A 21,701-nucleotide genomic window follows, 5' to 3' on the forward strand; every position below is an offset into this window, starting at 1 on the left:
TCATCTAGTGCCGTCTATCCGTACCGGTCGGTCCATTGTGGTCCGGCGGTGATGGAATCGCGCACCAATCCGTCGATGTGTGGATCGCGCCGTCCCTGGGTACTGGCAGTCTCCTGGCGATGTGCTGAGGATTCGCTGGAGCCTCTGGGCGGCTGGTTCGATCGCCGTCTAGACTCGCGCGCCATTTGCCGGAGCCGGGCTACCGAACGGTAGTCGTCGTGATTTCTTCCCGACTGAGAAACCCGGAAGAGTGATTGGCGGCTCGTCCGATCGGTTGGTTGTTGGTGAATGTGACGGTTGAGACAGATGTCGACACGATTTTTGGTTGTGAGGCTTGCACGGCCCAACTAGCGTGGTCGATGGACGCCGAGCCGTCAGTTCGGGGAACGGGTCGATCAGCAATGATCGCCACGGTTCGGCGTTTGGGGACGGGTGGCATGAGCCGTTGGGGGACGGCGCGACCCGAGACCGGCGGTAAGTGCGGACGGCGCCTATGGGGATGGGTGTCGTCCGCCGCCGCCGGCGCTTTTGTTTCCGGCTTGTTTCTGCTGTTCACTTATTGGACACGCCCGGATCATTGTCTATCGATGGACTCCGCCTAATGGCGTGAGAGTCGTGGGAATCCGATTTCCCGGCCGGTGTCAGGCGGCGGCCGCCGCCCGTTCCGACGCCTCCTCTTGCGCGAGTCGTAGCCGCGTCGCCTGCCGGGCCCGGGCCGGACCGGCCAGCAACTGGCCCGCCGCCACCAGGGCGGACAGGACGAAACAGCCACCCCAGAGCACGGCGTCACCGGCCCGTTGCAGGACCAGGCCGCCGACGATCGGGGCCAGCGCGGTCCCGGCCGACCAGGAGAGTGAGTTCAGGCCCTGGTAACGGCCACGCAGCGCGGGCGGGGAGAGGGCCGCCACGGTGGCCGCGTTGCTGGGGGACTGCAGCATCTCGCCCAGCGTCCAGATGATCACCGTTACGGCGTACATCAGCGGGGTCTCGGCGAGGGCGACCAGCCCGAAACCGGAACCGACCAGCAACGCCGCCACCGCCAGGACCTTCGCACTGTCCCGGCCCTCGATCAGTTTCGGCACGAAGAGCTGGCCGGCGACGATCAGGACGCCGTTCACCGCGATCACCGTGCCGTAGGTGGCCGCGGTGTGGCCGTCGGCCAGCATGGTGATCGGCAGCGTGGACAGGTGCTGCAGGATGACCAGCACCGAGATGAAGCTGAGGAGCAGGTAGACGGCGTAGTGGCGGTCCCGTAGCGCGGTGCCGAGCCCGCCCGGTGCCGCCTTCCGCTCCGCGGTCCGGGTCGGCCGGGTCTCGGCCAGGAAGATCGCCGTGATGATCGCGGTGATCAGCGTGGTGGCCGCGTCGCCGGCGAAGAGCAGCAGGTAGTCCACCTTCGCGGCGAACCCGGCGATGATCGCCGCCAGGGCGAAGCCGAGGTTGATCGCCCAGTAGTTCAGCGAGAACGCCCGGACCCGGTCCCGCTCCGGCACGACGTCGATCATCATGGCCGAGAAGGCCGGCCGGACCGCCTCGGCGAACAGCCCGAGCAGCAGGGTCGCCACGGCGATCTGCGGGTACGTCCGGGCCAGGCCCAGGGTGAGCATCAGTGCGGCCGCCCCGAACTGGGCCACCAGCATGGTCGGGCGGCGGCCCCAGCGGTCGGCCAGCACGCCGCCGCCCAGAGTGCCGATCGCTCCGCCGACGCCGTACAGGCCCAGGATGAGACCGGCCTGGCTCTGCGAGAAGCCGCGTTCCGAGGTCAGGTAGATGCTCAGGAACAGCACCGCGAAGGAGCCGACCCGGTTGATCAGAGTGCCGGTCCACAGGAACCAGAACTGCCGCGGCAGCCCACCGGCGGCCTGTCGTAACCAACCTCGCACGATCGTCTCCCCGTAAGTAGTCGGCGCGGTTCATTCCCTTACATCTGCGAATCTTCCGCAAGCGGGTTTCGGTGTGGCGGCGGACACGTGCCGGGTGGCCCGTACGGACGGGCGCAGCTCGGGGGAAGATGTGGTCATGACTGGAACCCTGGTGCTGCTGCGACACGGCAACAGCGAGTGGAACGCCAAGAACCTCTTCACCGGCTGGGTCGACGTGGACCTGGACGCCAAGGGTGAGGACGAGGCCCGGCGCGGCGGCGAACTTCTCAAGGAGCAGGGGGTGCTGCCCGACGTGGTGCACACCAGCCTTCTTCGGCGCGCGATCCGGACCAGTGAGATCGCACTGCACATCACCGACCGGCACTGGATCCCGGTGAAGCGTCACTGGCGGCTCAACGAGCGCCACTACGGCGCCCTGCAGGGCAAGGACAAGAAGCAGACCCTGGAGACGTACGGGGAGGAGCAGTTCATGCTCTGGCGCCGGTCGTACGACGTGCCGCCGCCCCCGATCGAGGAGGGCTCCGAGTTCTCCCAGGCCGGTGACGCTCGCTACGCGGACCTGGCCCCGGAGGTCCTGCCGAAGGCCGAGTGCCTGAAGGACGTGCTGGAGCGGGCCCTGCCGTACTGGTACGACGCGATCGTCCCGGACCTGCGCGCGGGCAAGACGGTGCTGGTCGCGGCGCACGGCAACTCGCTGCGGGCCATCGTCAAGCACCTCGACGACGTCTCCGACGAGGCGATCGCCGGCCTGAACATCCCGACCGGCATCCCGTTGCGCTACGACCTGGACGAGAACCTCCGCCCGATCACCGCGGGCGGCACCTACCTCGACCCGGTCGCCGCCAAGGAGGCCGCCGCCGCGGTGGCCGCCCAGGGCCGCAAGTAACAGACAGGGGCCGGGACACCCCCGTGGTGTCCCGGCCCCTGGATCTCCTGGCTCGCGCGCCGGAGATCGGATCAGTCCTCGGTGACCTCGGCGGCGGCCACGGTCTCGCCGGTGATCAGGTAGATCAGGTGCTCGCCGATGTTCACCGCGTGGTCGGCGTAACGCTCGTAGAAACGGCCCAGCAGAGCGCCGTCGATGGCGGTCTCGGCGCCGTACGGCCAGTCGTCGGCCAGCATGATCTTGAACAACTTGCGCTCGAGGTCGTCGATCGCGTCGTCGTCCTTCTCCAACTGGGCCGCCTGCTCCGCGTTCGGCTTCGCCAGCAGCTCGGTGATCTGCTCGGCCATGTGGTCGGCGACCTCGGCCATGCCCTTGAAGGTGGGGCGCAGCTCGGCCGGCACGGCCGGGGACGGGTGGCGACGGGCCGCGGTCTTGGCCACGTGCTCGGCCAGGTCGCCCATCCGCTCCAGGTCGGCGCCGATGTGCAGGGCGGTGATGACGCGCCGCAGGTCGGACGCGACCGGGGCCTGCCGGGCGATGGTGTCGGCCACCTTCAGCTCGACCTGCTCGTAGATGGCGTCGACCTCGGAGTCCCGCTCCATGACCGCCTGGGCGGCCTCCAGGTCGGCGGTCAGCAGCGCCGACGTCGCCTTGCGGAGCGCGGCGCGGACGGACTCCGCCATGGTCACGAGCAGGCGGCTCACCTCGACCAGATCGGCCTGGTACTCCTCGCGCATTTCTCAGATCCCTCTTTCGACGGCGTCGGCCGATGGCGTCGGCCGGGGTGCGCTGCCCACGGTATGGGCGTGGAACGGCCTCAACATGAACACCGGTGAACGAGGGCGGGCGCAGTGGTGAACATTATTCGACGCGCGCCCGATTTGCCGTAATGGCCCTGTGGTTCAGGTAAACAATGACCCTACGATCGCAGCGTGGAGTGGGAATACGCCGTCGGCATGGTTTCTGCCGCGCTCGCCGTCGGTGTGGGAGCGGGACTCGCCCTTGCCCGAATCCGCCGGCCGGGCGGAGAGGCTCGGACCGGGGCACCGGAGGGGAGCGCCGCCATCGAACCGGACGACGATCGCCCGGGAGGCAAACACGGCCTCAAGGGGCTTGGACGTAAGAGCCTCGATTCGTTACGGGTGGGAGTCGTCGTCCTCGACGCCGACGATCATCCGGTGCTGGTGAACCCGGCGGCCCGCGCGATGGGCCTGCTGCGTTCCGGTGGAGCCCCCGGCACCATCGCCGCACACCCGATCCTGCGCACGCTGGCCGGTCAGGTCCGGCGGACCGGGGTGCGCCGGGAGGTGGAGCTCGACCTGCCACGCGGCCGGGCCGGCGGCGGGCACGCCCCGCTCGGCCTGCACCTGAGGGCGGTCGCGCTGAACTCGACACATGTCGCGGTCGAGGCCGCCGACGTGACCGAGTCGCATCGGCTGGCCCGGGTGCGCCGTGACTTCGTGGCGAACGTCAGCCACGAGCTCAAGACTCCGATCGGTGCGCTCCAGCTGCTGGCCGAGGCACTGCTGGACGCCACCCAGATGCCCGAGGCGGCGCCCGAGGCGCAGTCCGAGGATCTGTTGGCCGCCCGCCGATTCGCCGAGCGCATCCATCACGAGTCGGCCCGGATGGGCCGCCTGGTGAACGAGCTGCTCGAACTGACCCGGCTGCAGGGCGCCGAGCCGCTGCCCAACCCGGAGCCGGTCTCGCTCGACTGGGTGATCGCCGAGGTGGTCGACCGGACCAGGACGACCGCGTCGGCGAAGAGCATCGACGTCACGTACGAGGGGCCGAAAGGCATCATGGCGTACGGCAACGACAGTCAGTTCGCCACGGCGGTCACCAACCTGGTGGAGAACGCGATCGCGTACTCGGGCGAGAACACCACGGTCTCGCTCACCATGCGTAACAGTGACGACTGGATCGAGATCGACGTCGCCGACCAGGGCATCGGTATCGCCCCGCAGGACGTCGAGCGGGTCTTCGAACGGTTCTACCGCGCTGACCAGGCTCGTTCCCGGTCGACCGGCGGCACCGGCCTGGGCCTGGCGATCGTCAAGCACATCGCCACCAACCACGGCGGCCGCGTCGACGTGACCAGTTCACTCGGCGATGGTTCTACGTTCACCCTGCGCCTACCGGCGCGACCCCCCGAGTCCCCCTCGTCGTCACCGACGGCGATTGAGATCGAGTCCGGTGTGGCCGGGCGCTGAGCCCGCCGCCGACGACGGAAGGAACTTCATTGGCCCGCGTGCTCGTGGTCGAGGACGAGGAGTCGTTCTCCGACGCCCTGTCATACATGCTGCGCAAAGAGGGTTTCGAGGTGTCGGTCGCTGCGACCGGTACCTCCGCCCTGACGCAGTTCGACCGGACCGGTGCCGACATCGTGCTGCTCGACCTCATGCTTCCGGAGATGTCCGGCACCGAGGTCTGCCGTCAGTTGCGGCAGCGCTCGGCGGTCCCGATCATCATGGTCACCGCCCGGGACAGCGAGATCGACAAGGTCGTCGGTCTGGAGATCGGGGCGGACGACTACGTCACGAAGCCGTACTCGCCTCGTGAGCTGGTCGCCCGGATCCGTGCCGTGCTCCGCCGCCAGGGCGCCGACGCGCCCGAGGTCACCACGCCGACCCTGGCCGCCGGCCCGGTGCGGATGGATGTCGAGCGTCACGTCGTCACCGTGGACGGCTCCGGCGTACAGCTGCCGCTGAAGGAGTTCGAGCTGCTCGAGCTGCTGCTGCGCAACGCCGGCCGGGTGCTGACCCGAGGCCAGCTGATCGACCGGGTCTGGGGTGCCGACTACGTCGGTGACACCAAGACGCTGGACGTGCACGTGAAGCGGCTGCGTTCCAAGGTGGAACCGGAGCCGTCGGCACCGCGCTACATCGTCACCGTGCGGGGTCTGGGCTACAAGTTCGAACCGTGATTCACCCTTGTCGTATGCTAACTAGCATGCGACTATGGTGCGGTCGGGTGACCCGCCCGTGATCGGGTCACCCGACGCCTGGTGCCGCCGGCCGTGTCTTCGGCCATGGTGGTCGCCGGGTGGACGGCGATGAGTCCGGATTTGATGCGGGCCGAGCAGAGTTCGGCGAGGTGGGCGTAAGCCGCTTCGCCGATCAGCTCGGTCAGCTCCGGTGCGTAGGTGACGTACATCGGCTCGGTCCCCACATGGGCGTCCGGCGACGATGTGCACCACCAGGCCAGATCGTGGCCGCCCGGCCCCCAGCCGCGGCGGTCGAACTCGCTCAAAGTGGACTGGAGCAGCTTCGTGCCGTCCGGCCGGGTGATCCAGTCCTGCTCCCGGCGGACCGGTAGTTGCCAGCAGACGTCCGGCTTGTACTTGAGCGGGTGCACACCGTCCCGCAGTGCCTGGCCGTGCAGCGCGCAGCCACCGCCGCCCGGGAAATCGGCGTCGTTCAGGAAGACGCAGGGACCGTCGGCGGACTGCGTGGCCGTACGCCGAGCGGGTTTGCTGCCGTCGACGGTGTCCACCTCGGTGTAATTCTTGAACCCGCGCCGGTAGTGCTGCCAGGTCTGCGGGGTGAGCTTGGCGGCCGCCGCCTTCACCCGGTTCTCGTCGTCCGCGTCGGTGAAGAACGCCCCGTGCGAGCAGCAGCCGTCCTCGGCGCGGCCGGGCAGGATGCCGCGGCAGGCGGAGCCGAAGACGCAGGTCCAGCGGGAGAGCAGCCAGGTCAGATCGGCCCGGATCAGGTGCTGCTCGTCGGCGGGATCGAGGAATTCGATCCACTCGCGAGGGAAGTCGAGCGGTACTTCCCGGGGTGGTGTCGCGCGGCTCATCCGGGTCAGCGTACGCCCACTCGTGGATCATGACCGTTTAGAGCTGATATATCCGGCTGGGTGGCGCGCGGCTACGCTGGAGGGCGTGACTTCCCGCGTACCCGTGCTTCTCTCCAGCTCCTCGGTCTTCCCGGAGCCGACGGCGGCGGCGTTCGAGATGGCGGCCACCGTCGGCTACGACGGCCTCGAGGTCATGGTGTGGACCGACGCCGTCAGCCAGGACGCCGGCGCTCTCAAGGGACTGGCCGATCACTACGGCGTCCCGGTGCTGTCGGTGCACGCCCCCTGTCTGCTGGTGACCCAGCGGGTGTGGAGCTCCGACCCCTGGGAGCGACTGACCCGGGCCGCCCAGCTCGCCGAGTCCCTCGGTGCGCCGACCGTGGTGGTGCATCCGCCGTTCCGCTGGCAGGGCGACTATGCCCGCAACTTCGCCGAGGGCCTGACCAAGGTCCGCGGCCGGCATCCGGACCTGACCTTCGCGGTGGAGAACATGTTCCCGGTCAAGATGGCCGGCCGCTGGGTGGTGCCCTACAACCCCGGCTGGGATCCGACCGAGACCGGCTTCGACGCGTACACGCTGGATCTGTCGCACTGTGCGGCCTCGCGCATCGACGCGCTGGAGATGGCCGACCGGATGGGCACCGGCCTGCGGCACGTCCATCTCGGCGACGGCACCGGCGAGGGCCGTGACGAGCACCTGGTGCCCGGGCGTGGCAATCAGCCGTGCGCCGAGCTGCTGAGGTCACTGGCCGGGCGCGGGTTCACCGGATCGGTCGCCCTGGAGATCAACACGCGAAAGGCGGCGAGCCGCCCGGCCCGCGAGGCCGATCTCCGCGAGGCCCTGGAGTTCGCCCGTCGTCATCTGGAGCCGAGCCCGGCCGTCACGCAGGGGTGAGATCCGCCGCCGCGCGCTTGCGGGCCCGATGTGCGGCGACGTGCGACCGGGTGGCGCAGCGCTCCGAGCAGAACCGGCGGCAGTTGTTCGACGACGTGTCCAGGTAGACGTTGCCGCACCGCTCGTCGGCGCAGATGCCGAAGCGGGCGCTCCCGTACTCACAGAGCCAGACCGACAGGCCCCAGACCGCTCCGGCCAGGTACTCGGCGCTGACCGAGGACCCTCGGCTGGTCACGTGCATGTGCCAGTCGCTGGCGTCGTGCCCGGAGATGCGTGGCTGCACCGGATAGGCCTCCAGCAGGCCGTTCAGCTCGCGCACCGCCTCACCGTCCTGCCCGGAGGTGCCGAACTCGAAGACCTCCCGCAGTCGCCGCTGCGCGCGGCGGAACGGGGCCAGGTCCTTCTCGGTGACCTGGTCGCGCATGTATTCCTGCTCGCCGCTGAACAGGGCCCGCAGTCCGGCGAGATCGTCCAGACCTGCGTTGACGAGGTCTATCGCCGTACGGGCGTACGCATCGAAGTTCACCCGACAACGGTAGCCGCACCTGACCCGATGGGGCACGTATGTGTTGCCCGGGTTCCGTGCCAGGTCCGGACGTTACGCTCGGCGCATGCTCCGTACCCTGTTTCTCGCCGCGGCCGGATCCGCCCGGCTCGGCCGGCTGGTCGAGTCGGCCCCCGTCAGCCGGGGGATCGTGCAGCGCTTCGTCGCCGGGCCGAGTGCCGACGAGGTTCTGCTGGTCAGCCGCCGACTCGCCGATGACGGCCTGGCGGTCAGCCTCGACCATCTGAGCGAGGAGACCCGGACGATAGAGCAGGCGGTGGCCACCCGCGACGAGTATGTCGCGGTGCTCGGCCGGCTCACCGGCGCCGGGCTGACGCCGGCGGTCGAGGTCAGCGTCCGGCTCTCGGCCCTCGGCCAGCGGATCGACGAGAAATTGGCGTACGAGCACGCGCGCGCGATCTGTGCCGCGGCTGCCGAGGCGGGCACCACGGTGACGCTGGACGCCGAGGATCACAGCACCACCGACGCGACCCTGGAGACCCTGGTCGAGCTGCGCCGCGACTTCCCGTCCACCGGGGCGGCCCTGCAGGCCCATCTGCGGCGTACCGAGGGGGACTGCCGTGAGCTGGCGACGGCCGGTTCCCGGGTGCGGCTGTGCAAGGGCGCCTACGCCGAGCCGGAGTCGGTGGCGTTCCAGTCCGCGCTGGACGTCGACAAGTCGTTCGTCCGCTGCCTGAACATCCTGATGGCCGGGGAGGGCTACCCGATGGTGGCGACCCACGACGTCCGGCTGATCGCGATCGCCGAGGACCGGGCCCGCTGGTTCGACCGGGCCACCACGGAGTACGAGTTCCAGATGCTCTACGGGGTGCGCCCGGAGGAGCAGTCCCGGCTGGCCGGCAGCGGGCACACGGTCCGGGTCCACCTGCCCTACGGCGAGGAGTGGTATCCGCATCTGATGCGCCGCCTCGCCGAGCGCCCGGCGAACGTCGGTTTCATGGCACGAGCCGTAGCTTCTCGGAAATAACGGGCGATATCACCACGGATCCGGCGTGTCGGGCTTGACTTTTTCTGGGCATTTCACGGAACGTATCGCGTTGGTCACAGCCGTATCGATACCGTTCTGATGACACGCACGTCATCCCCGCGGACTTCCGGGACCCTCCGGCCGCTACCGCCGCGGAGGATTGCGAAAGGATCGGTGCGACGCGATGACGGGTCCAGCCCAGACCGAGGAACGCCTCTCGGAGGTTCGTTTCCTGACCGTGGCCGAGGTGGCCGCGCTCATGCGGGTTTCCAAGATGACCGTCTACCGGCTCGTGCACGGCGGTGATCTCACAGCTGTCCGGGTCGGTCGTTCGTTCCGGGTGCCCGAGCACGCGGTACACGAGTATCTGCGTGGTGCTTTCTCACAGAGCGCCTGACTCCCGGGGCCGTGTTGGCCCGGCTGGGGCATGCCGGTACGCTGGACCGGTTGGTTCCCGGGTCCACGCGTGCCGTTCAGTTGGCGCCGCTGCTCCGGGCGCCGTCCCAGTCCGGTCCCGGCCGCGTGCCGGGCCACCCACATGGTTTCGAGAGGCTTTTCGTATGGGCTCCGTGGTCAAGAAGCGCCGCAAGCGTATGGCGAAGAAGAAGCACCGCAAGCTGCTGCGCAAGACCCGCGTCCAGCGTCGCCGTCTCGGCAAGTGATCGTCGGCCGGGCTGACAGTCCGGCCACCGACGGCACTTGCCTACTGATCGAGGCCGCGCATCGAAGGGTGCCCCCGTGGTGACCTCACCGCCCAGCGTTGTCGTGGTCACCGGAGTCAGCCGTTATCTCGGCGCTCGGGTGGCCGCCCGCCTCGCCGCTGATCCTCGTATAGACCGTGTCGTCGGTCTGGATCCGCACGACCCGCCCGCACGCCTTCTGGGCCTGCTGGACGGTGTGGAGCGGATCCGGGCCGACGCGCGGGCGGCCACCGAGGCCATCGCCGATCTCGGCGCCGAGGCAGTCGTGCACCTGGCGATCACCAGCGTGCCCGACAGTCGGCACGGCGGCCGGGCCGCGATGAAAGAGCAGAACGTCATCGGCACCATGCAGGTGCTGGCCGCCGCCCAGGGTGCTCCCGGGCTGCGCAAACTCGTGGTGCGCTCGTCGACGGCCGCCTACGGCGCGTCGTTCCGCGACCCCGCTGTCTTCACCGAGGACACCGAGCCGCGAGCGGTGCCGCGCGGCGCGTTCGCTCGCGACATCCTCGACGTCGAGGGGTATGTGCGCGGGTTCCGGCGGCGCCGGTCAGAGGTGGCGGCTACCGTCCTGCGTTTCGCTCCGATGATCAGCTCGTCCGCCGAGACGTCGCTGACCCGCTACTTCGCCCAGCCGGTGGTGCCCACCGTGCTCGGCCGGGACGCCCGCCTCCAGTTCGTGCACGTCGAGGACGCCCTGGAGATCCTGCACCGGTCGGTGACCGAGGACCATCCGGGCACCTTCAACGTCGCCGGTTCCGGCGTCCTGATGCTGTCCCAGGCGGTCCGCCGGGCCGGCCGCATCTCCCTGCCGCTGCCCGAGCCGGCCCTGTCCACCGGCGCGGCCCTGCTCCGCAATCTCGGCGTCGAGCAGATCGGCATGGACCAGATCGACCTCTTCGTGCACGGCCGGGTGGTCGACACGACCCGCCTGGTCAAGGAGTTCGGCTTCACCCCGCGCACCACCGTCGAGGCGTTCGAGGAGTTCATCCAGACGCACGCGGCGGGCTCCACGCTCACCGCCGCTCGGCTGGCCGCCGCGGAGAACGCGATTCTGGACGGTATCCGCCGGGTTCGTGCGGCGGCGGGACAGGAGACGCCGTGAGCCAGGACGAGTATCGCGAAATGCTTCCCGGTCACACCGATTTCAAGCTGCCCGAGCCGCCGCCGGCACAACGGGTCAACGGTCGGCGCCCGATCCCGGAGAAGGGCGAGCCGATGCCCGAACCGATGCCGGAGCCGATGGCTGCGGTGGCCGGGCTGGACGTCTGGGACCAGCGGGTCGCCGACGGCCTGGCGTTCCTGCGGCGGCGGCTCGCCGGGGCGTACGAGGTGGACGAGTTCGGGTTCGACCCGGAGTTGGCCGAGCGGGTCTTCCACCCGCTGCTGAAGATCCTCTACCGGGACTGGTTCCGGACCGAGGTGCTCGGTATCGAGAACGTGCCGGCCGAGGGCAGCGCCCTGGTGGTCGGCAACCATTCCGGCACGATCGCCCTCGACGCCCTGATGCTCACGGTCGGCCTGCGCGACAAGCATCCGCAGCAGCGCCACCTGCGCCTGCTCGGCGCCGATCTGGTGTTCCGGATGCCGCTGATGAGTGAGCTGGCCCGTGCGGCCGGCGCCACTGTGGCCTGCAACCCGGACGCCGAGCGCCTGATGAACTCGGGCCAGCTGGTCGGCGTCTTCCCGGAGGGCTTCAAGGGCATCGGAAAGAACTTCGCCGACCGCTACAAGCTGCAGCGGTTCGGCCGGGGCGGGTTCGTCTCGGCGGCCCTACGGACCGGCACCCCGATCGTCCCGGTGGCGATCGTCGGCGCCGAGGAGATCTATCCGATCCTGGCCGATCTGAAGCCGCTGGCCCGGCTGCTCGGGATCCCGTATTTCCCGATCACGCCGACCTTCCCCTGGCTGGGGCCGCTGGGCATGATCCCGCTGCCGAGCAAGTGGCTGATCCAGTTCTGTCCGCCGATCCCGACCGCACATCTCACCGAGTTCGCGGACGATCCGCTGGTCGTCTACAACCTGGCCGACCAGGTGCGCGAGACGATCCAGGCCACCCTGCACGAGCTGCTGGAGAAGCGCCCGGACCCGTTCGGCCCGTGACCTGCGGGAGTGCCAATCTTCTGGAGCGGGTCACCCGTACCGTCCTATAGTGACGGTTGAGGGGCGGCCCCGGAGTGATGATCTCCGGCACCGCCCCTCGCCATGTTCGCGATCCGGGCCGTCCCCGTCAGAAGATGTCGCCGAGCAGGCCGCCCAGCACACCCTGCTCCTCCGGGAGCGGGTCGATCTGTGCCGGGTCGACGGTCTCCTCGTCGAACATCGGCGTCACCCCGCCGGTGACGGTCGGGCTCGCACCGGGCGCGGCCGACCTGTTCGGTGTCACGGCCTTGCCGGTCACCACCGGCTCGGCGGCGTCCGATTTCGTCGTCTTCGGCGTGGTGGCCTGGCCGTTCTGCCGGTTCCCGGTCTTGGTGCCGTGACCGCTCTGCGGTGTCACCGGGGCCGGCTCGGCGGCATCGTCCTCGGGCGCGCAGTCACGCAGTCTCGGCCCGAGCGCATCGGTGCCGACCGGCGTCACCTTGTCGCAGCCGAGCCCGGAGCGCAGCGTCTCGGCCCGCTTGACGACGTCCTCCAACAGGCCGAGCGACTGGGTCGCGCGGTCCCGGTTGGGTGTGGAGAGGCGTTCCAGTGCCGGAGTGAACGTGGTGCGCTGGTCGTCGACGAAGTCGTCCAGGGTGGCCAGTGGCTTGGTGTCCTGCTGGGACACCGCCGAAGTGGTCAGCAGCCGGACACCCTTGCGGGTGTCGGCGTCCATGTCGTCCAGCACCAGCGCGAAGTCGGACGAGTCACCGCTCATCGCCATCGCCTCGTTGAGGCGGGTGCGCGCGAAATCGAGCGAGAGCTGACCGCGGGTCACGTCCGATCCGGCGATCGCCAGCTGGGCGCGTTCGGTCTGGCGCTTGACGCTGTACAGCATCTCGCCGGGTGACGCGCTCTCGCTGGCCGCGGAGATACCGGAGACGGCCATCGCGCCGGCGGCCACGCCGATCACGATCGCTCCACGGGCACGTATCCGCCGGCCGAACAGGGGCCGCCGGGCCGCGGGCTCGGCGGCCGGCTCGGGATCGGCCTCGGGGGCGCTCCGCCCGATGCCGTCCCGCTCGGCCGTGGCGACCAGCATGGCGCGCAGGCCGACGCGGAACTCGGAGTCGACAGGTGCGCCGGGCCGGGCCGTGGAGAGCCGGTTGCTTATGGCGACCAGCCGATTCATCTCCTCGTCGGCCTGCCCACGACTGTGGTGCCGACGGGCGCCACCGTCGTCGAGAAGCTCCGCGAAGCGCTCGGCACTCCGGGAGTTCGGGAATGCGAACTTCACCGTGGGTACCTCCCCTCGCTCGTGACTGTCTCGTCGGCCTGGCGGCCGACGTCGGCGCCCGGACCGTGGAACACGGCCCTGGGTCGCATCCGGACAAACGCGCGACACGCGGCCCCGGTTACGGGTGCCGGACGGTGCCATCGGGTATCGGAGATCGACAACTCGTCACATTCGATCAAGATTGGAACCCGTCTGGCAGGAGCCGGTTCAGCGCGCGTACGGCCCGGTACTGAAGTGCCTTGATGGCGCCCTCGTTCTTGCCCATGGTCTGTGCGGTCTCGGCCACCGAGAAGCCCTGCAGGAACCGGAGCACGATGCACTCCTGCTGTTCCGGGTTGAGCTGTTTGACCGCGGTGAGCAGGGCGACGTTGGTGATGTGGTCGACCACCGCGGACTCCGGGCTGCCCTCCGGCCCCCGGTCCTCGCGGTCGGCGTCGAGCACGTCGCCGGTGGTCACCTCAAGGCGGTAGCGGCCGGACTTGAAGTGGTCGGCGACCAGGTTCCGGGCGATGGTGACGAGCCAGGCGCCCAGGTCGCGGCCCTGCCAGGTGAAGCTCCCGATGCGCTTGAGAGCGCGCAGGAAGGTGTCCGAGGTGAGGTCCTCGGCGAGCTGGCGGTTGCCGACCCGGAAGTAGACGAACCGGAAGACGGTGTCCACATACCGGTCGTAGATCAGCCCGAACGCCTCCGCCTCGCCGGCCTGAGCCCGCTCGACCAGGGCCCACACCTCGGCTGCCGGGTCACCACGGTCCGGCCGGGCCTTCGGCGGGGCGGACTCGGTGGGCGGGCCGGTGGTGCTCTGGGTCGGCAGGACCACGGTGTGCTCACCCGGCGCCGTGGTCTCCCCCTCGCCGAGGTTGGACCGCTGGCCCGCGGTGGGCTGGGCCGGCGGGCGGGGCGTACCGGGCCGGCTGGCGCCGAACTTCCCGTTCGCGGTGTTCGGTGAGGCGACCGTGGGTGGCCCGTTGGGCGTGCGGCGGCTCCCGGTCTGCTTGGGGCTGTCGCCCCGGATGGCGTTGACGATCATCCCCCCGGCCGTGTCGCGCAACGTGTGCAGGACGTCGCGGTGGTATGGACCCTCCGCGTACACATGAGTCACTGCGCCTCCTCAGCCCGGCGGGCCTCCGGCGACAGCGAATTCGTCCCGCCAGACGTGAATTCACCGTGATTCCGTGCTTTGCGTGGCACAGCGGCCTCCTCGGGATGAGGGTGGGTCACTCATAACAAAAGTGGTCAATCACAACAAAATGGGTGGGTAACCGGCGTATAGACCGGTCAACCTCACCCGTTGGTGTGTATTCCGTTACACAGTGCGGAAGTATTGCCGACTTCGGACACGCGGAGTCGCACAGTGTGTGCGCTGCGCGCAAAGCCGCGAATTGCACTAACACGGCAAGCCACGTCAAGGTCACCTTGGCCGAAGAAGCCGCGTTCCGGACGGACGGGCTGTCCGACGTCCCGGTGGCGGCCGCTTTGTGCCAGACTCGGGCCTCGTGGAGGAAACCGCCCGCGACGCGGTCGCCGAGGCCGCCCGGCGCCGCCCCGGCCACCCCGCGCTGATCGCCGGAGACACCGTCGTCACCTGGTCGGAATTGGACACCAGGGTGTCCGCCGCGGCCCGCTGGATCGCGTCGCGCACCGCCCCGGGCGATCGGGTCGCACTGGTGCTCGGCAATACCGTCGATTTCGCGGTCGCCTATTTCGGGGTGCTGCGGGCCGGCCGGGTCGCGGTACCGCTCAACCCGGGCTACACCGCCGACGAGCGCGACCATGCGATCACCGACTCGGGCGCCTCGCTGGTGGTGGACGGGCCGCCCGGCGCCGACGAGACCGGCGCCGCTCCGGCCGTACCGAAATCGAATGATCTTGCGGTTCTGCTCTACACCTCGGGGACCAGCGGGCGCCCCAAGGGCGCCATGCTCACCCACGCCGCGCTCGCCGCGAACCACGATCAGCTCGACCGGATCGAGCCGCCCGTCGTCGGGCCGGACGACGTGCTGCTGCTCGCCGTGCCGTTCTTCCACGCCTACGGGCTGAACACCGGGCTCGGCAGCGTCGCACACCACGCGGCGACGGGTGTGCTGGCCGAGCGGTTCGAACCGGAGGCGACGCTCGATCTGATCACCAGGCACGGTGTCACCGTCACCGTCGGCGTGCCCGGGATGTACCAGGCCTGGACCGCCGTCCCGTCGGCCGGCACGGCTCTGAGCGGCGTGCGGACCGCGGTGTGCGGCGCGGCGCCGCTGGACACCGGCGTCGCCGCGCGCTTCCGCAAACTGACCGGCCGGGCGATCCTGATCGGGTACGGGCTGACCGAGACCGCACCGGTGCTGACCACGACGGCGGTCAGCGACCGGGACAAGAGCGGCTCGATCGGCCGGCCGTTGCCCGGTGTCGAGCTGCTGCTGCGTACCGCGGCCGGCGCCGAGTTGTGGCGGGACGGCACCGCGTCGATCGACGAGGACCTCGAAGTGGCCGAGTCGGCCGGCACCGACCCGGGCGAGATCGTGGTGCGCGGCGCCAACCTGTTCGCCGGGTACTGGCCGGACGGCCGGGACGGGCCGGACCCGGACGGCTGGTGGCCGACCGGGGACATCGCCTACGCCGACGGCGACGGCGACCTGGTGCTCGTCGACCGGATCGGCGAGCTGATCCTGGTGAACGGCTTCAACGTCTACCCGGCCGAGATCGAGCGGGTGCTGATGGCGCATCCGCGGGTGACCGGCGTGGCCGTGGTCGGCGTGCCGGACATCGCGACCGGGCAGCGGCCGTACGCGTACGTCACGGTCTCCGGCGACCCGTCGCCCACCGCGACCGAGCTGCAGGTGCACTGCGCGGCCCGGCTGGCCCGGTTCAAGCTGCCCGGTGTCGAACTGGTCGAGGAGCTCCCGCGGAACGTGATCGGCAAGGTACGGAAGAGGGACCTGTGAGACTGACGCTGATCAGCCGGACCGGCTGCCACCTGTGCGAGGTCGCCGAGCAGACGCTGGACCGGATCGCACCGGACGGCTGGACAAGGATCGACGTGGACTCCGACATCGAGTTGGAGCGCGACTACGGCGATCGGGTGCCGGTCCTGCTGCTGGACGGCAAGGAGCACGGCTACTGGCGGATCGAGGAGGACCGGCTCCTGCGGGATTTGGCTCGACAGCCGGGTGAGCCCCGCCTGTAGGTTCGCCGGGTGACGAAGCACTTGGTCTGGGACTGGAACGGCACCCTTCTCGACGATCTGCACCTGGTCGTGTCGTCGACAAACGTCGCCTTCGCCTCGGCGGGCGGACGGGACGTCGGCTCCGACGAACACCGGCGGACCTTCCGGCGGCCGGTCGCCGACTTCTACGCCGAGATGCTCGGCCGCGCCATCGACGAGGAGGAGTTCGGCCGACTGGACCGGATCTTCCACGACGCGTACCGGCTCGGTTTGACCGATGTGACGCTGGCCGCCGACGCGCAGGCGGCGATCAAGAGTTGGCCGGGCAGTCAGTCGCTGCTCTCCATGTGGTTCCACCACGAGCTGGTCCCGGCCGTCGAGGGCTACGGCCTGGCCGGGCTGTTCGCCCGGATCGACGGGTTGCGGACCGAGCTGGGCGGTGGGTTCAAGGCCGCGCATCTCGCCGCTCACCTGGCCGAACTCGGTGTCGACGGCGCCGACGTGGTGATGATCGGAGACTCGCTCGACGACGCCGACGCGGCCGAGTCGGTCGGCGGACACGCGGTTCTGTACACGGGCGGGTTCACCGATCCCGCACGGTTGCGTGAATCCGGGCGTCCGGTCGCCGACACGCTGGTAGAGGCGGTAAAGATGGCCATGTCACTCTGAGCTGAGTGGCCCTGGCGGGGTTCGAAAGGTAATACTCGACAGGTCGGCCCGACTAACACAGCCGGGTCGATCTTGTCCAATTGTCCCGACAAGATCGCGATTTGTGCACGCCTTCACAAGCGCCTACTCTGTGACTCCGACGAGCCCCGCTACCACAGCCACCCCACGAGGGTTCCACCGGTATCGCACAGACGGGGCTCACCGCAGGTTCGCCTCGTCGGCACGGAGTCAGATGAGTCAGCAACGTCACGGAAGCACGCCCGGCGAAGCCGATGGCGTCCCGGCCTTCCCGGATCTGCCGGAGGCGACCATCGCGCGACTGCCTGAGTACCTTCGTGCCCTTCACCACCTCGCCGAGACCGGCGCGGAGACGGTGTCGAGCGAGGGTCTCGCCGCGGCGGCCGGGGTCAACTCGGCGAAACTCCGCAAGGATCTGTCGCACCTCGGTTCGTACGGCACCCGCGGTGTCGGCTACGACGTGGCCCTGCTCGTCGACCAGATCGAGTACATCCTGGGCCTCGACAAGAACCGGGCGGTCTGTCTGGTCGGCGTCGGCAACCTCGGGCACGCCCTGGCCGGTTATGCCGGTTTCGCGAGCCGTGGTTTCCGGGTGGTGGCGCTCTTCGACGCCGATCCGAAGAAGGTCGGCGAGCAGATCAACGGCCTCACCGTGCAGCACACCGACGACCTGGAGCGGATCGCCGCCGAGGAGTCGATCGCGATCGGAGTCATCGCCACCCCGCCCGGCACCGCCCAGGCGGTCGCCGACGCGCTGGTCGCCGCGGGAGTGACAAGCATCCTCAATTTCGCCCCGGGGGTTCTGTCGGTGCCGTCCAACGTTGACGTCCGTAAAGTGGATCTCGCCATCGAGCTGCAGATCCTTTCGTTCCACGAGCACCGCAAGGCGTCTCTGACCGCGTTGCCCGGCGGCCGATCCGCGCCACCGGCGAGCGGCGATCAGGAGGCGGTCGGGTCGTGAACCTGCTGAGCATCGGCGCCTCGTACCGGACGGCTGACGTCGCGGTCCTCGAGCGCCTGGTCATCCCCGAGTCGTCAGTCCCCGAGCTGCTCCAGCGCCTGGTCGCCCAGCCCTACGTGGGCGAGGCGGTCGTCGTCTCCACCTGCAACCGGGTGGAGGTCTACGCGGCGGTCAGCGGCTTCCACGGCGGCCTCGGCGACATCTGCAACGTGTTGTCCGAGCATTCCGGCATCCCGGCCACCGAGCTGGCCGGCCACCTCTACGTGCACTACGGCGAGGCCGCCGTCCGGCACTCGTTCCGGGTGTCGTCCGGTCTCGACTCGATGGTCGTCGGCGAGGCTCAGATCCTCGGGCAGCTGCGCGACGCGTACCACGCGGCCACCGAGGTCGACTCGGCCGGACGGCTCCTGCACGAGCTGATGCAGCAGACCCTGCGCGTCGGCAAGCGGGCGCACGCCGAGACCGGCATCGACAAGGCCGGGCAGAGCGTCGTCACGGCCGCCCTCGACGTGGCCGCCGAGCACCTCGGCGGCGACCTGACCGGCCGGTCCGCCCTGATCATCGGGGCCGGGGCGATGGGCTCGCTGTCGGTGGCCACGCTCACCCGTACCGGTGTCGGCCCGTTGCGGATCACCAATCGCAGCCACGAGCGGGCCGACCGGCTCGCCGAGGCCTACGGGGCCGTCGCCGTCCCGTTCGCCCGGCTGGACGAGGTGCTGCGCGAGGTCGACATCGTGGTGTGCGCGACCGCCTCCACCGAGCCGGTGCTCACCCGCGAGCGACTGGAGCGGGTCGGCAAGGACCTGATCGTCCTCGACCTGGCCGTCCCGCGGGACGTGGCGCCCGACGCCGTCGGCCTGCCCGGCCTGACCGTCGTCGACATCGACAGCCTCGCCAACAGCCGGCGCACCAACCCGGCCGCGGCCGAGACCGCAGCGGTCGAGCAGATCGTCACCGGCGAGGTGGAGAACTTCCTCGGCTGGCTGCGCGGTGCCGAGATCGCACCCACGGTGGCGGCGTTGCGGACGCGCGCCGAGGAGGTGGTGTCGGCGGAGATGCGCAAGCTGATGTCCCGGCGGCCGGAATTCACCGAGGAGCAGCGGGCGGATGTTTCCCGTACCCTGCACCGGGTCGTCCAGCAGTTGCTGCACTCACCCACCGTGCGGGTCCGTCAGCTCGCCGCCGAACCCGGCGGCGACCAGTACGCCGCGCTGCTCCGGGAACTGTTCGACCTGGACGTCCCGCTCGCCACCCAGGCCGACGCGGTACCTGAGATCGGGGGGAAAGCATGACGCTGCGTCTCGGCACACGGGGTAGCGCCCTGGCGCTCACCCAGTCGCAGATGGTCGCCGACGCGCTGACCGCTGCCACCGGCCGCCCGGTCGAGCTGGTCCGGATCGTCACCCCTGGTGACCGCTCGGCCGCCCCGGTCGCCCAGCTCGGTGTGGGTGTCTTCGTCTCCGCGCTGCGTGACGCGCTGCTGGCCGGTGAGATCGACTTCGCTGTCCATTCGTACAAGGATCTGCCCACCGCCGAGCCTCCGAGCCTGCACATCGCGGCCGTGCCGGTGCGGGAGGACCCTCGGGACGCCCTGATCGCCCGGGACGGACTGACCCTCGCCGAGCTCCCGCCGGGCTCGACCATCGGCACCGGTGCGGTGCGCCGAATCGCGCAACTACGGGCTTTGGGCCTAGAGTTGCAGGTCACGCCGATCCGAGGGAACGTCGACTCGCGAATCGCCCGGGTACTCGGACCCGAGGCAGATCTCGACGCCGTCGTTCTCGCCCGGGCCGGAGTGGCACGTCTCGGCCGATTCGCGGAGATCACCGAGACGCTCGACCCGATGCTCATGCTGCCCGCCCCGGCTCAGGGTGCGCTGGCCGTGGAGTGCCGGGCCGACGACACCGACCTGATCGAGTTGCTGTCCGTTCTCGATCACGCACCGACCCGCGCCGCCGTGGTGGCGGAGCGGTCGATGCTCGCGACGCTAGAGGCCGGGTGCTCCGCCCCGGTCGCGGCACACGCCGAGATCGCCGAGGGCGACGACGGTGACGAGATTTACCTGCGCGGTGCCGTGATCAGCCCGGATGGCGTCCGAGCCGTCCGACTGTCGCGCACCGGAACGCCCGCCGGCGCGGCGGAGATCGGCAAGGCGCTTGCCATCGATCTCCTCGACGCCGGAGCCGATACCCTGATGGGGAGCACAGAATGACCACCCGCACCGCCCGTAAGCCAGCCGGACGCATCGCGTTCATCGGCGCCGGACCCGGCGACCCGGAGCTGCTGACCCGCCGCGCGTATGCGGCGCTGACCGATGCCGACCAGGTGGTCTACGACCGCGGCGTGCCCGATTCCCTGCTCAGCGCGATCCGTTCCGACGCCAAGGAGGACGCGCAGTTCAGCCCGGCCGAGGGCGCCCCCGGTGACGTCGCCAAGGTGCTGCTCTCCGCGGCCAAGTCCGGCCTGTCCGCCGTACACCTGGTCGCCGGTGACCCGTTCGGCCACGACTCGGTGGTCAAGGAGGTGCAGGCGGTCGCGCGGACCGCAGTGCACTTCGAGGTCATCCCCGGTATCGGGCAGGCCGAGGGCGTCGCCACCTACGCCGGTGTGCCGCTGCCCGGCGTGCGGATCGCCGCCGACGTCGACGACGTCACCAACCTCGACTTCGACGCGCTCGCCACGGCCGCCCAGAAGGGCTCCTTCGCGGTGGCCGTGGACGCCGGCGACCTCGCCGCCGTCCGGGACGGGCTGCTCGCCGCGGGTGTCGAGCCGGGTGTCCCGGTCGGCGTCACGGGTGACGGCACCGGCGAGACGCAGTACACCACCACCTCGACCGTGGACAGCTTCGTCGCGGCGGCGCTCGGCTTCACCGGCCGGGTCGTGCTGACCGTCGGCTCCGACGTGGCCGAGCGGGACAGCCTCAGCTGGTGGGAGAACCGCCCGCTGTACGGCTGGAAGGTCCTCGTCCCGCGGACCAAGGAGCAGGCTGGCGCGATGTCCGCCCGGCTCCGTGCCTACGGCGCGATCCCGTGCGAGGTGCCGACCATCGCGGTCGAGCCGCCGCGTACCCCGGCGCAGATGGAGCGGGCCGTCAAGGGCCTGGTCGACGGCCGGTACGCGTGGGTCATCTTCACCTCGGTCAACGCGGTCCGCGCGGTCTGGGAGAAGTTCGGCGAGCACGGCCTGGACGCCCGGCACTTCGGTGGCGTGAAGATCGCCTGCATCGGTGAGGCCACCGCCGACGCGGTCCGCGCGTTCGGCATCCAGCCGGAGCTGATCCCGGCCGGCGAGCAGTCCTCGGACGGTCTGCTGGCCGAGTTCTCGCCGCACGACGAGATCCTCGACCCGGTCGGCCGGGTGCTGCTGCCGCGGGCCGACATCGCGACCGAGACTCTCGCGGCCGGGCTGATCGAGCGCGGCTGGGAGGTGGACGACGTCACGGCGTACCGGACGGTCCGCGCCGCCCCGCCGCCCGCCGAGATCCGCGACGCGATCAAGTCCGGCGGTTTCGACGCGGTGCTCTTCACCTCGTCCTCGACCGTCCGCAACCTGGTCGGCATCGCCGGCAAGCCGCACGCCCGTACGGTCGTCGCGGTGATCGGCCCGAAGACCGCCGAGACCGCCGTCGAGTTCGGCCTCCGGGTCGACACCCAGCCGCAGAACGCCTCGGTGCCCGACCTGGTCGAGGCGCTCGCCGAGTACGCACTGGAGCTCCGCGAGAAGCTGGCCGCGATGCCGGCCAAGCAGCGCCGCGGCTCCAAGGTGCAGGGCCCGACGGCTCTGCGTTTCCGCTGATCCTCTGACGAGGCGCGCCGGCCACGGATGGCC

At 70.0% G+C, this 21,701-nt stretch carries 22 protein-coding genes; 16 read left to right on the forward strand and 6 right to left on the reverse strand.

Annotated elements, in window-relative coordinates; all coding sequences use genetic code 11:
* Window positions 1–641: 641 nt before the first annotated feature.
* A complete protein-coding gene (locus Q0Z83_RS46545; RefSeq protein ID WP_317789972.1) occupies window positions 642–1,883 on the reverse strand; it encodes an MDR family MFS transporter in 1,242 nt (413 codons plus the stop codon).
* Window positions 1,884–2,019: 136 nt separating this feature from the next.
* Here Q0Z83_RS46545 and Q0Z83_RS46550 point away from each other — a divergent pair, with 136 nt between their 5' ends.
* Window positions 2,020–2,769 carry a phosphoglyceromutase gene (locus Q0Z83_RS46550; protein ID WP_317789973.1) on the forward strand — a complete coding sequence of 250 codons (750 nt, stop codon included), beginning with the start codon at window positions 2,020–2,022 and terminating at the stop codon, window positions 2,767–2,769.
* 71 nt (window positions 2,770–2,840) lie between these two features.
* Here Q0Z83_RS46550 and phoU read toward each other — a convergent pair whose 3' ends face one another.
* Window positions 2,841–3,506 (reverse strand): phosphate signaling complex protein PhoU, encoded by a 666-nt coding sequence (gene phoU / locus Q0Z83_RS46555; protein WP_317789974.1) that lies wholly within the window; start codon window positions 3,504–3,506, stop codon window positions 2,841–2,843.
* Window positions 3,507–3,701: 195 nt separating this feature from the next.
* On the opposite strand from phoU, the gene Q0Z83_RS46560 reads away from it, so the two are divergent.
* Together Q0Z83_RS46560 and Q0Z83_RS46565 are read left to right on the forward strand one after the other, a co-directional pair.
* Window positions 3,702–4,982, forward strand: coding sequence for a sensor histidine kinase (locus Q0Z83_RS46560; protein ID WP_378079108.1), 1,281 nt, complete (start codon window positions 3,702–3,704; stop codon window positions 4,980–4,982).
* Between the two features lie 29 nt (window positions 4,983–5,011).
* A complete protein-coding gene (locus Q0Z83_RS46565; RefSeq protein ID WP_093619604.1) occupies window positions 5,012–5,695 on the forward strand; it encodes a response regulator transcription factor in 684 nt (227 codons plus the stop codon).
* A 32-nt stretch (window positions 5,696–5,727) separates the two neighbouring features.
* Here Q0Z83_RS46565 and Q0Z83_RS46570 read toward each other — a convergent pair whose 3' ends face one another.
* Window positions 5,728–6,570 carry a hypothetical protein gene (locus Q0Z83_RS46570; protein WP_317789975.1) on the reverse strand — a complete coding sequence of 281 codons (843 nt, stop codon included), beginning with the start codon at window positions 6,568–6,570 and terminating at the stop codon, window positions 5,728–5,730.
* Between the two features lie 85 nt (window positions 6,571–6,655).
* Here Q0Z83_RS46570 and Q0Z83_RS46575 point away from each other — a divergent pair, with 85 nt between their 5' ends.
* Window positions 6,656–7,465: a sugar phosphate isomerase/epimerase family protein gene (locus Q0Z83_RS46575; RefSeq protein ID WP_317789976.1), complete on the forward strand. Its 810-nt coding sequence runs from the start codon at window positions 6,656–6,658 to the stop codon at window positions 7,463–7,465.
* Here the strand turns inward: Q0Z83_RS46575 and Q0Z83_RS46580 are convergent.
* Window positions 7,452–7,991 carry a CGNR zinc finger domain-containing protein gene (locus Q0Z83_RS46580; protein WP_317789977.1) on the reverse strand — a complete coding sequence of 180 codons (540 nt, stop codon included), beginning with the start codon at window positions 7,989–7,991 and terminating at the stop codon, window positions 7,452–7,454. The two genes, Q0Z83_RS46575 and Q0Z83_RS46580, sit on opposite strands and share 14 nt — an antisense overlap.
* 85 nt (window positions 7,992–8,076) lie before the next feature.
* Between Q0Z83_RS46580 and Q0Z83_RS46585 the strand changes: the two genes are divergently transcribed.
* From Q0Z83_RS46585 to Q0Z83_RS46605, 5 genes are all read left to right on the forward strand, one after another.
* Window positions 8,077–8,997, forward strand: coding sequence for a proline dehydrogenase family protein (locus tag Q0Z83_RS46585; protein WP_317789978.1), 921 nt, complete (start codon window positions 8,077–8,079; stop codon window positions 8,995–8,997).
* Window positions 8,998–9,181: 184 nt separating this feature from the next.
* Window positions 9,182–9,394 (forward strand): helix-turn-helix domain-containing protein, encoded by a 213-nt coding sequence (locus tag Q0Z83_RS46590; RefSeq protein ID WP_014447695.1) that lies wholly within the window; start codon window positions 9,182–9,184, stop codon window positions 9,392–9,394.
* Between the two features lie 163 nt (window positions 9,395–9,557).
* Window positions 9,558–9,659 carry a 30S ribosomal protein bS22 gene (locus Q0Z83_RS46595; RefSeq protein ID WP_007465623.1) on the forward strand — a complete coding sequence of 34 codons (102 nt, stop codon included), beginning with the start codon at window positions 9,558–9,560 and terminating at the stop codon, window positions 9,657–9,659.
* Between the two features lie 76 nt (window positions 9,660–9,735).
* Entirely contained in the window at window positions 9,736–10,800 is a 1,065-nt protein-coding gene (locus Q0Z83_RS46600; protein WP_317789981.1) for an NAD-dependent epimerase/dehydratase family protein, read from the forward strand.
* Window positions 10,797–11,798 carry a lysophospholipid acyltransferase family protein gene (locus tag Q0Z83_RS46605; protein ID WP_317789982.1) on the forward strand — a complete coding sequence of 334 codons (1,002 nt, stop codon included), beginning with the start codon at window positions 10,797–10,799 and terminating at the stop codon, window positions 11,796–11,798. The genes Q0Z83_RS46600 and Q0Z83_RS46605 overlap by 4 nt, the downstream gene beginning before the upstream one ends.
* Window positions 11,799–11,925: 127 nt before the next feature.
* On the opposite strand, the gene Q0Z83_RS46610 is transcribed toward Q0Z83_RS46605, so the two are convergent.
* Together Q0Z83_RS46610 and Q0Z83_RS46615 are read right to left on the reverse strand one after the other, a co-directional pair.
* A complete protein-coding gene (locus tag Q0Z83_RS46610) occupies window positions 11,926–13,074 on the reverse strand; it encodes a DUF5667 domain-containing protein (protein ID WP_317789984.1) in 1,149 nt (382 codons plus the stop codon).
* A gap of 175 nt (window positions 13,075–13,249) precedes the next feature.
* Entirely contained in the window at window positions 13,250–14,173 is a 924-nt protein-coding gene (locus Q0Z83_RS46615) for an ECF subfamily RNA polymerase sigma factor, BldN family (RefSeq protein ID WP_317789985.1), read from the reverse strand.
* Window positions 14,174–14,567: 394 nt separating this feature from the next.
* Here Q0Z83_RS46615 and Q0Z83_RS46620 point away from each other — a divergent pair, with 394 nt between their 5' ends.
* The 7 genes from Q0Z83_RS46620 (at window position 14,568) to Q0Z83_RS46650 (ending at window position 21,668) form a co-directional block, all read left to right on the forward strand.
* Window positions 14,568–16,004: a class I adenylate-forming enzyme family protein gene (locus tag Q0Z83_RS46620; protein ID WP_317789986.1), complete on the forward strand. Its 1,437-nt coding sequence runs from the start codon at window positions 14,568–14,570 to the stop codon at window positions 16,002–16,004.
* The gene (locus tag Q0Z83_RS46625) at window positions 16,001–16,246 is read left to right on the forward strand and encodes a glutaredoxin family protein (protein WP_317789987.1); all 246 of its coding nucleotides are present in this window, start codon (window positions 16,001–16,003) and stop codon (window positions 16,244–16,246) included. Before Q0Z83_RS46620 ends, Q0Z83_RS46625 begins: the two co-directional genes overlap by 4 nt.
* Before the next feature lie 9 nt (window positions 16,247–16,255).
* Entirely contained in the window at window positions 16,256–16,894 is a 639-nt protein-coding gene (locus tag Q0Z83_RS46630; RefSeq protein WP_317789988.1) for an HAD family hydrolase, read from the forward strand.
* A gap of 232 nt (window positions 16,895–17,126) precedes the next feature.
* Window positions 17,127–17,873, forward strand: coding sequence for a redox-sensing transcriptional repressor Rex (locus Q0Z83_RS46635; RefSeq protein ID WP_317789989.1), 747 nt, complete (start codon window positions 17,127–17,129; stop codon window positions 17,871–17,873).
* Window positions 17,870–19,165, forward strand: coding sequence for a glutamyl-tRNA reductase (locus Q0Z83_RS46640; protein WP_317789990.1), 1,296 nt, complete (start codon window positions 17,870–17,872; stop codon window positions 19,163–19,165). Before Q0Z83_RS46635 ends, Q0Z83_RS46640 begins: the two co-directional genes overlap by 4 nt.
* Window positions 19,162–20,085 (forward strand): hydroxymethylbilane synthase, encoded by a 924-nt coding sequence (hemC, locus tag Q0Z83_RS46645; RefSeq protein WP_317789991.1) that lies wholly within the window; start codon window positions 19,162–19,164, stop codon window positions 20,083–20,085. The genes Q0Z83_RS46640 and hemC overlap by 4 nt, the downstream gene beginning before the upstream one ends.
* Window positions 20,082–21,668 (forward strand): bifunctional uroporphyrinogen-III C-methyltransferase/uroporphyrinogen-III synthase, encoded by a 1,587-nt coding sequence (locus tag Q0Z83_RS46650; RefSeq protein WP_317789992.1) that lies wholly within the window; start codon window positions 20,082–20,084, stop codon window positions 21,666–21,668. Before hemC ends, Q0Z83_RS46650 begins: the two co-directional genes overlap by 4 nt.
* Window positions 21,669–21,701: the final 33 nt, after the last annotated feature.

Origin of the sequence: Actinoplanes sichuanensis, from assembly GCF_033097365.1 — a bacterium.
Taxonomy (GTDB): Bacteria; Actinomycetota; Actinomycetes; order Mycobacteriales; family Micromonosporaceae; genus Actinoplanes; species Actinoplanes sichuanensis.

Excerpts from the sequence above, each read along its gene's own strand:
- Q0Z83_RS46550 (WP_317789973.1), top strand. The coding sequence starts at position 2,020 with ATGACTGGAACCCTGGTGCTGCTGCGACACGGCAACAGCGAGTGGAAC.
- phoU (WP_317789974.1), bottom strand. The coding sequence starts at position 3,506 with ATGCGCGAGGAGTACCAGGCCGATCTGGTCGAGGTGAGCCGCCTGCTC.
- Q0Z83_RS46570 (WP_317789975.1), bottom strand. The coding sequence starts at position 6,570 with ATGAGCCGCGCGACACCACCCCGGGAAGTACCGCTCGACTTCCCTCGC.
- Q0Z83_RS46585 (WP_317789978.1), top strand. The coding sequence starts at position 8,077 with ATGCTCCGTACCCTGTTTCTCGCCGCGGCCGGATCCGCCCGGCTCGGC.
- Q0Z83_RS46590 (WP_014447695.1), top strand. The coding sequence starts at position 9,182 with ATGACGGGTCCAGCCCAGACCGAGGAACGCCTCTCGGAGGTTCGTTTC.
- Q0Z83_RS46595 (WP_007465623.1), top strand. The coding sequence starts at position 9,558 with ATGGGCTCCGTGGTCAAGAAGCGCCGCAAGCGTATGGCGAAGAAGAAG.
- Q0Z83_RS46635 (WP_317789989.1), top strand. The coding sequence starts at position 17,127 with ATGAGTCAGCAACGTCACGGAAGCACGCCCGGCGAAGCCGATGGCGTC.
- hemC (WP_317789991.1), top strand. The coding sequence starts at position 19,162 with ATGACGCTGCGTCTCGGCACACGGGGTAGCGCCCTGGCGCTCACCCAG.
- Q0Z83_RS46650 (WP_317789992.1), top strand. The coding sequence starts at position 20,082 with ATGACCACCCGCACCGCCCGTAAGCCAGCCGGACGCATCGCGTTCATC.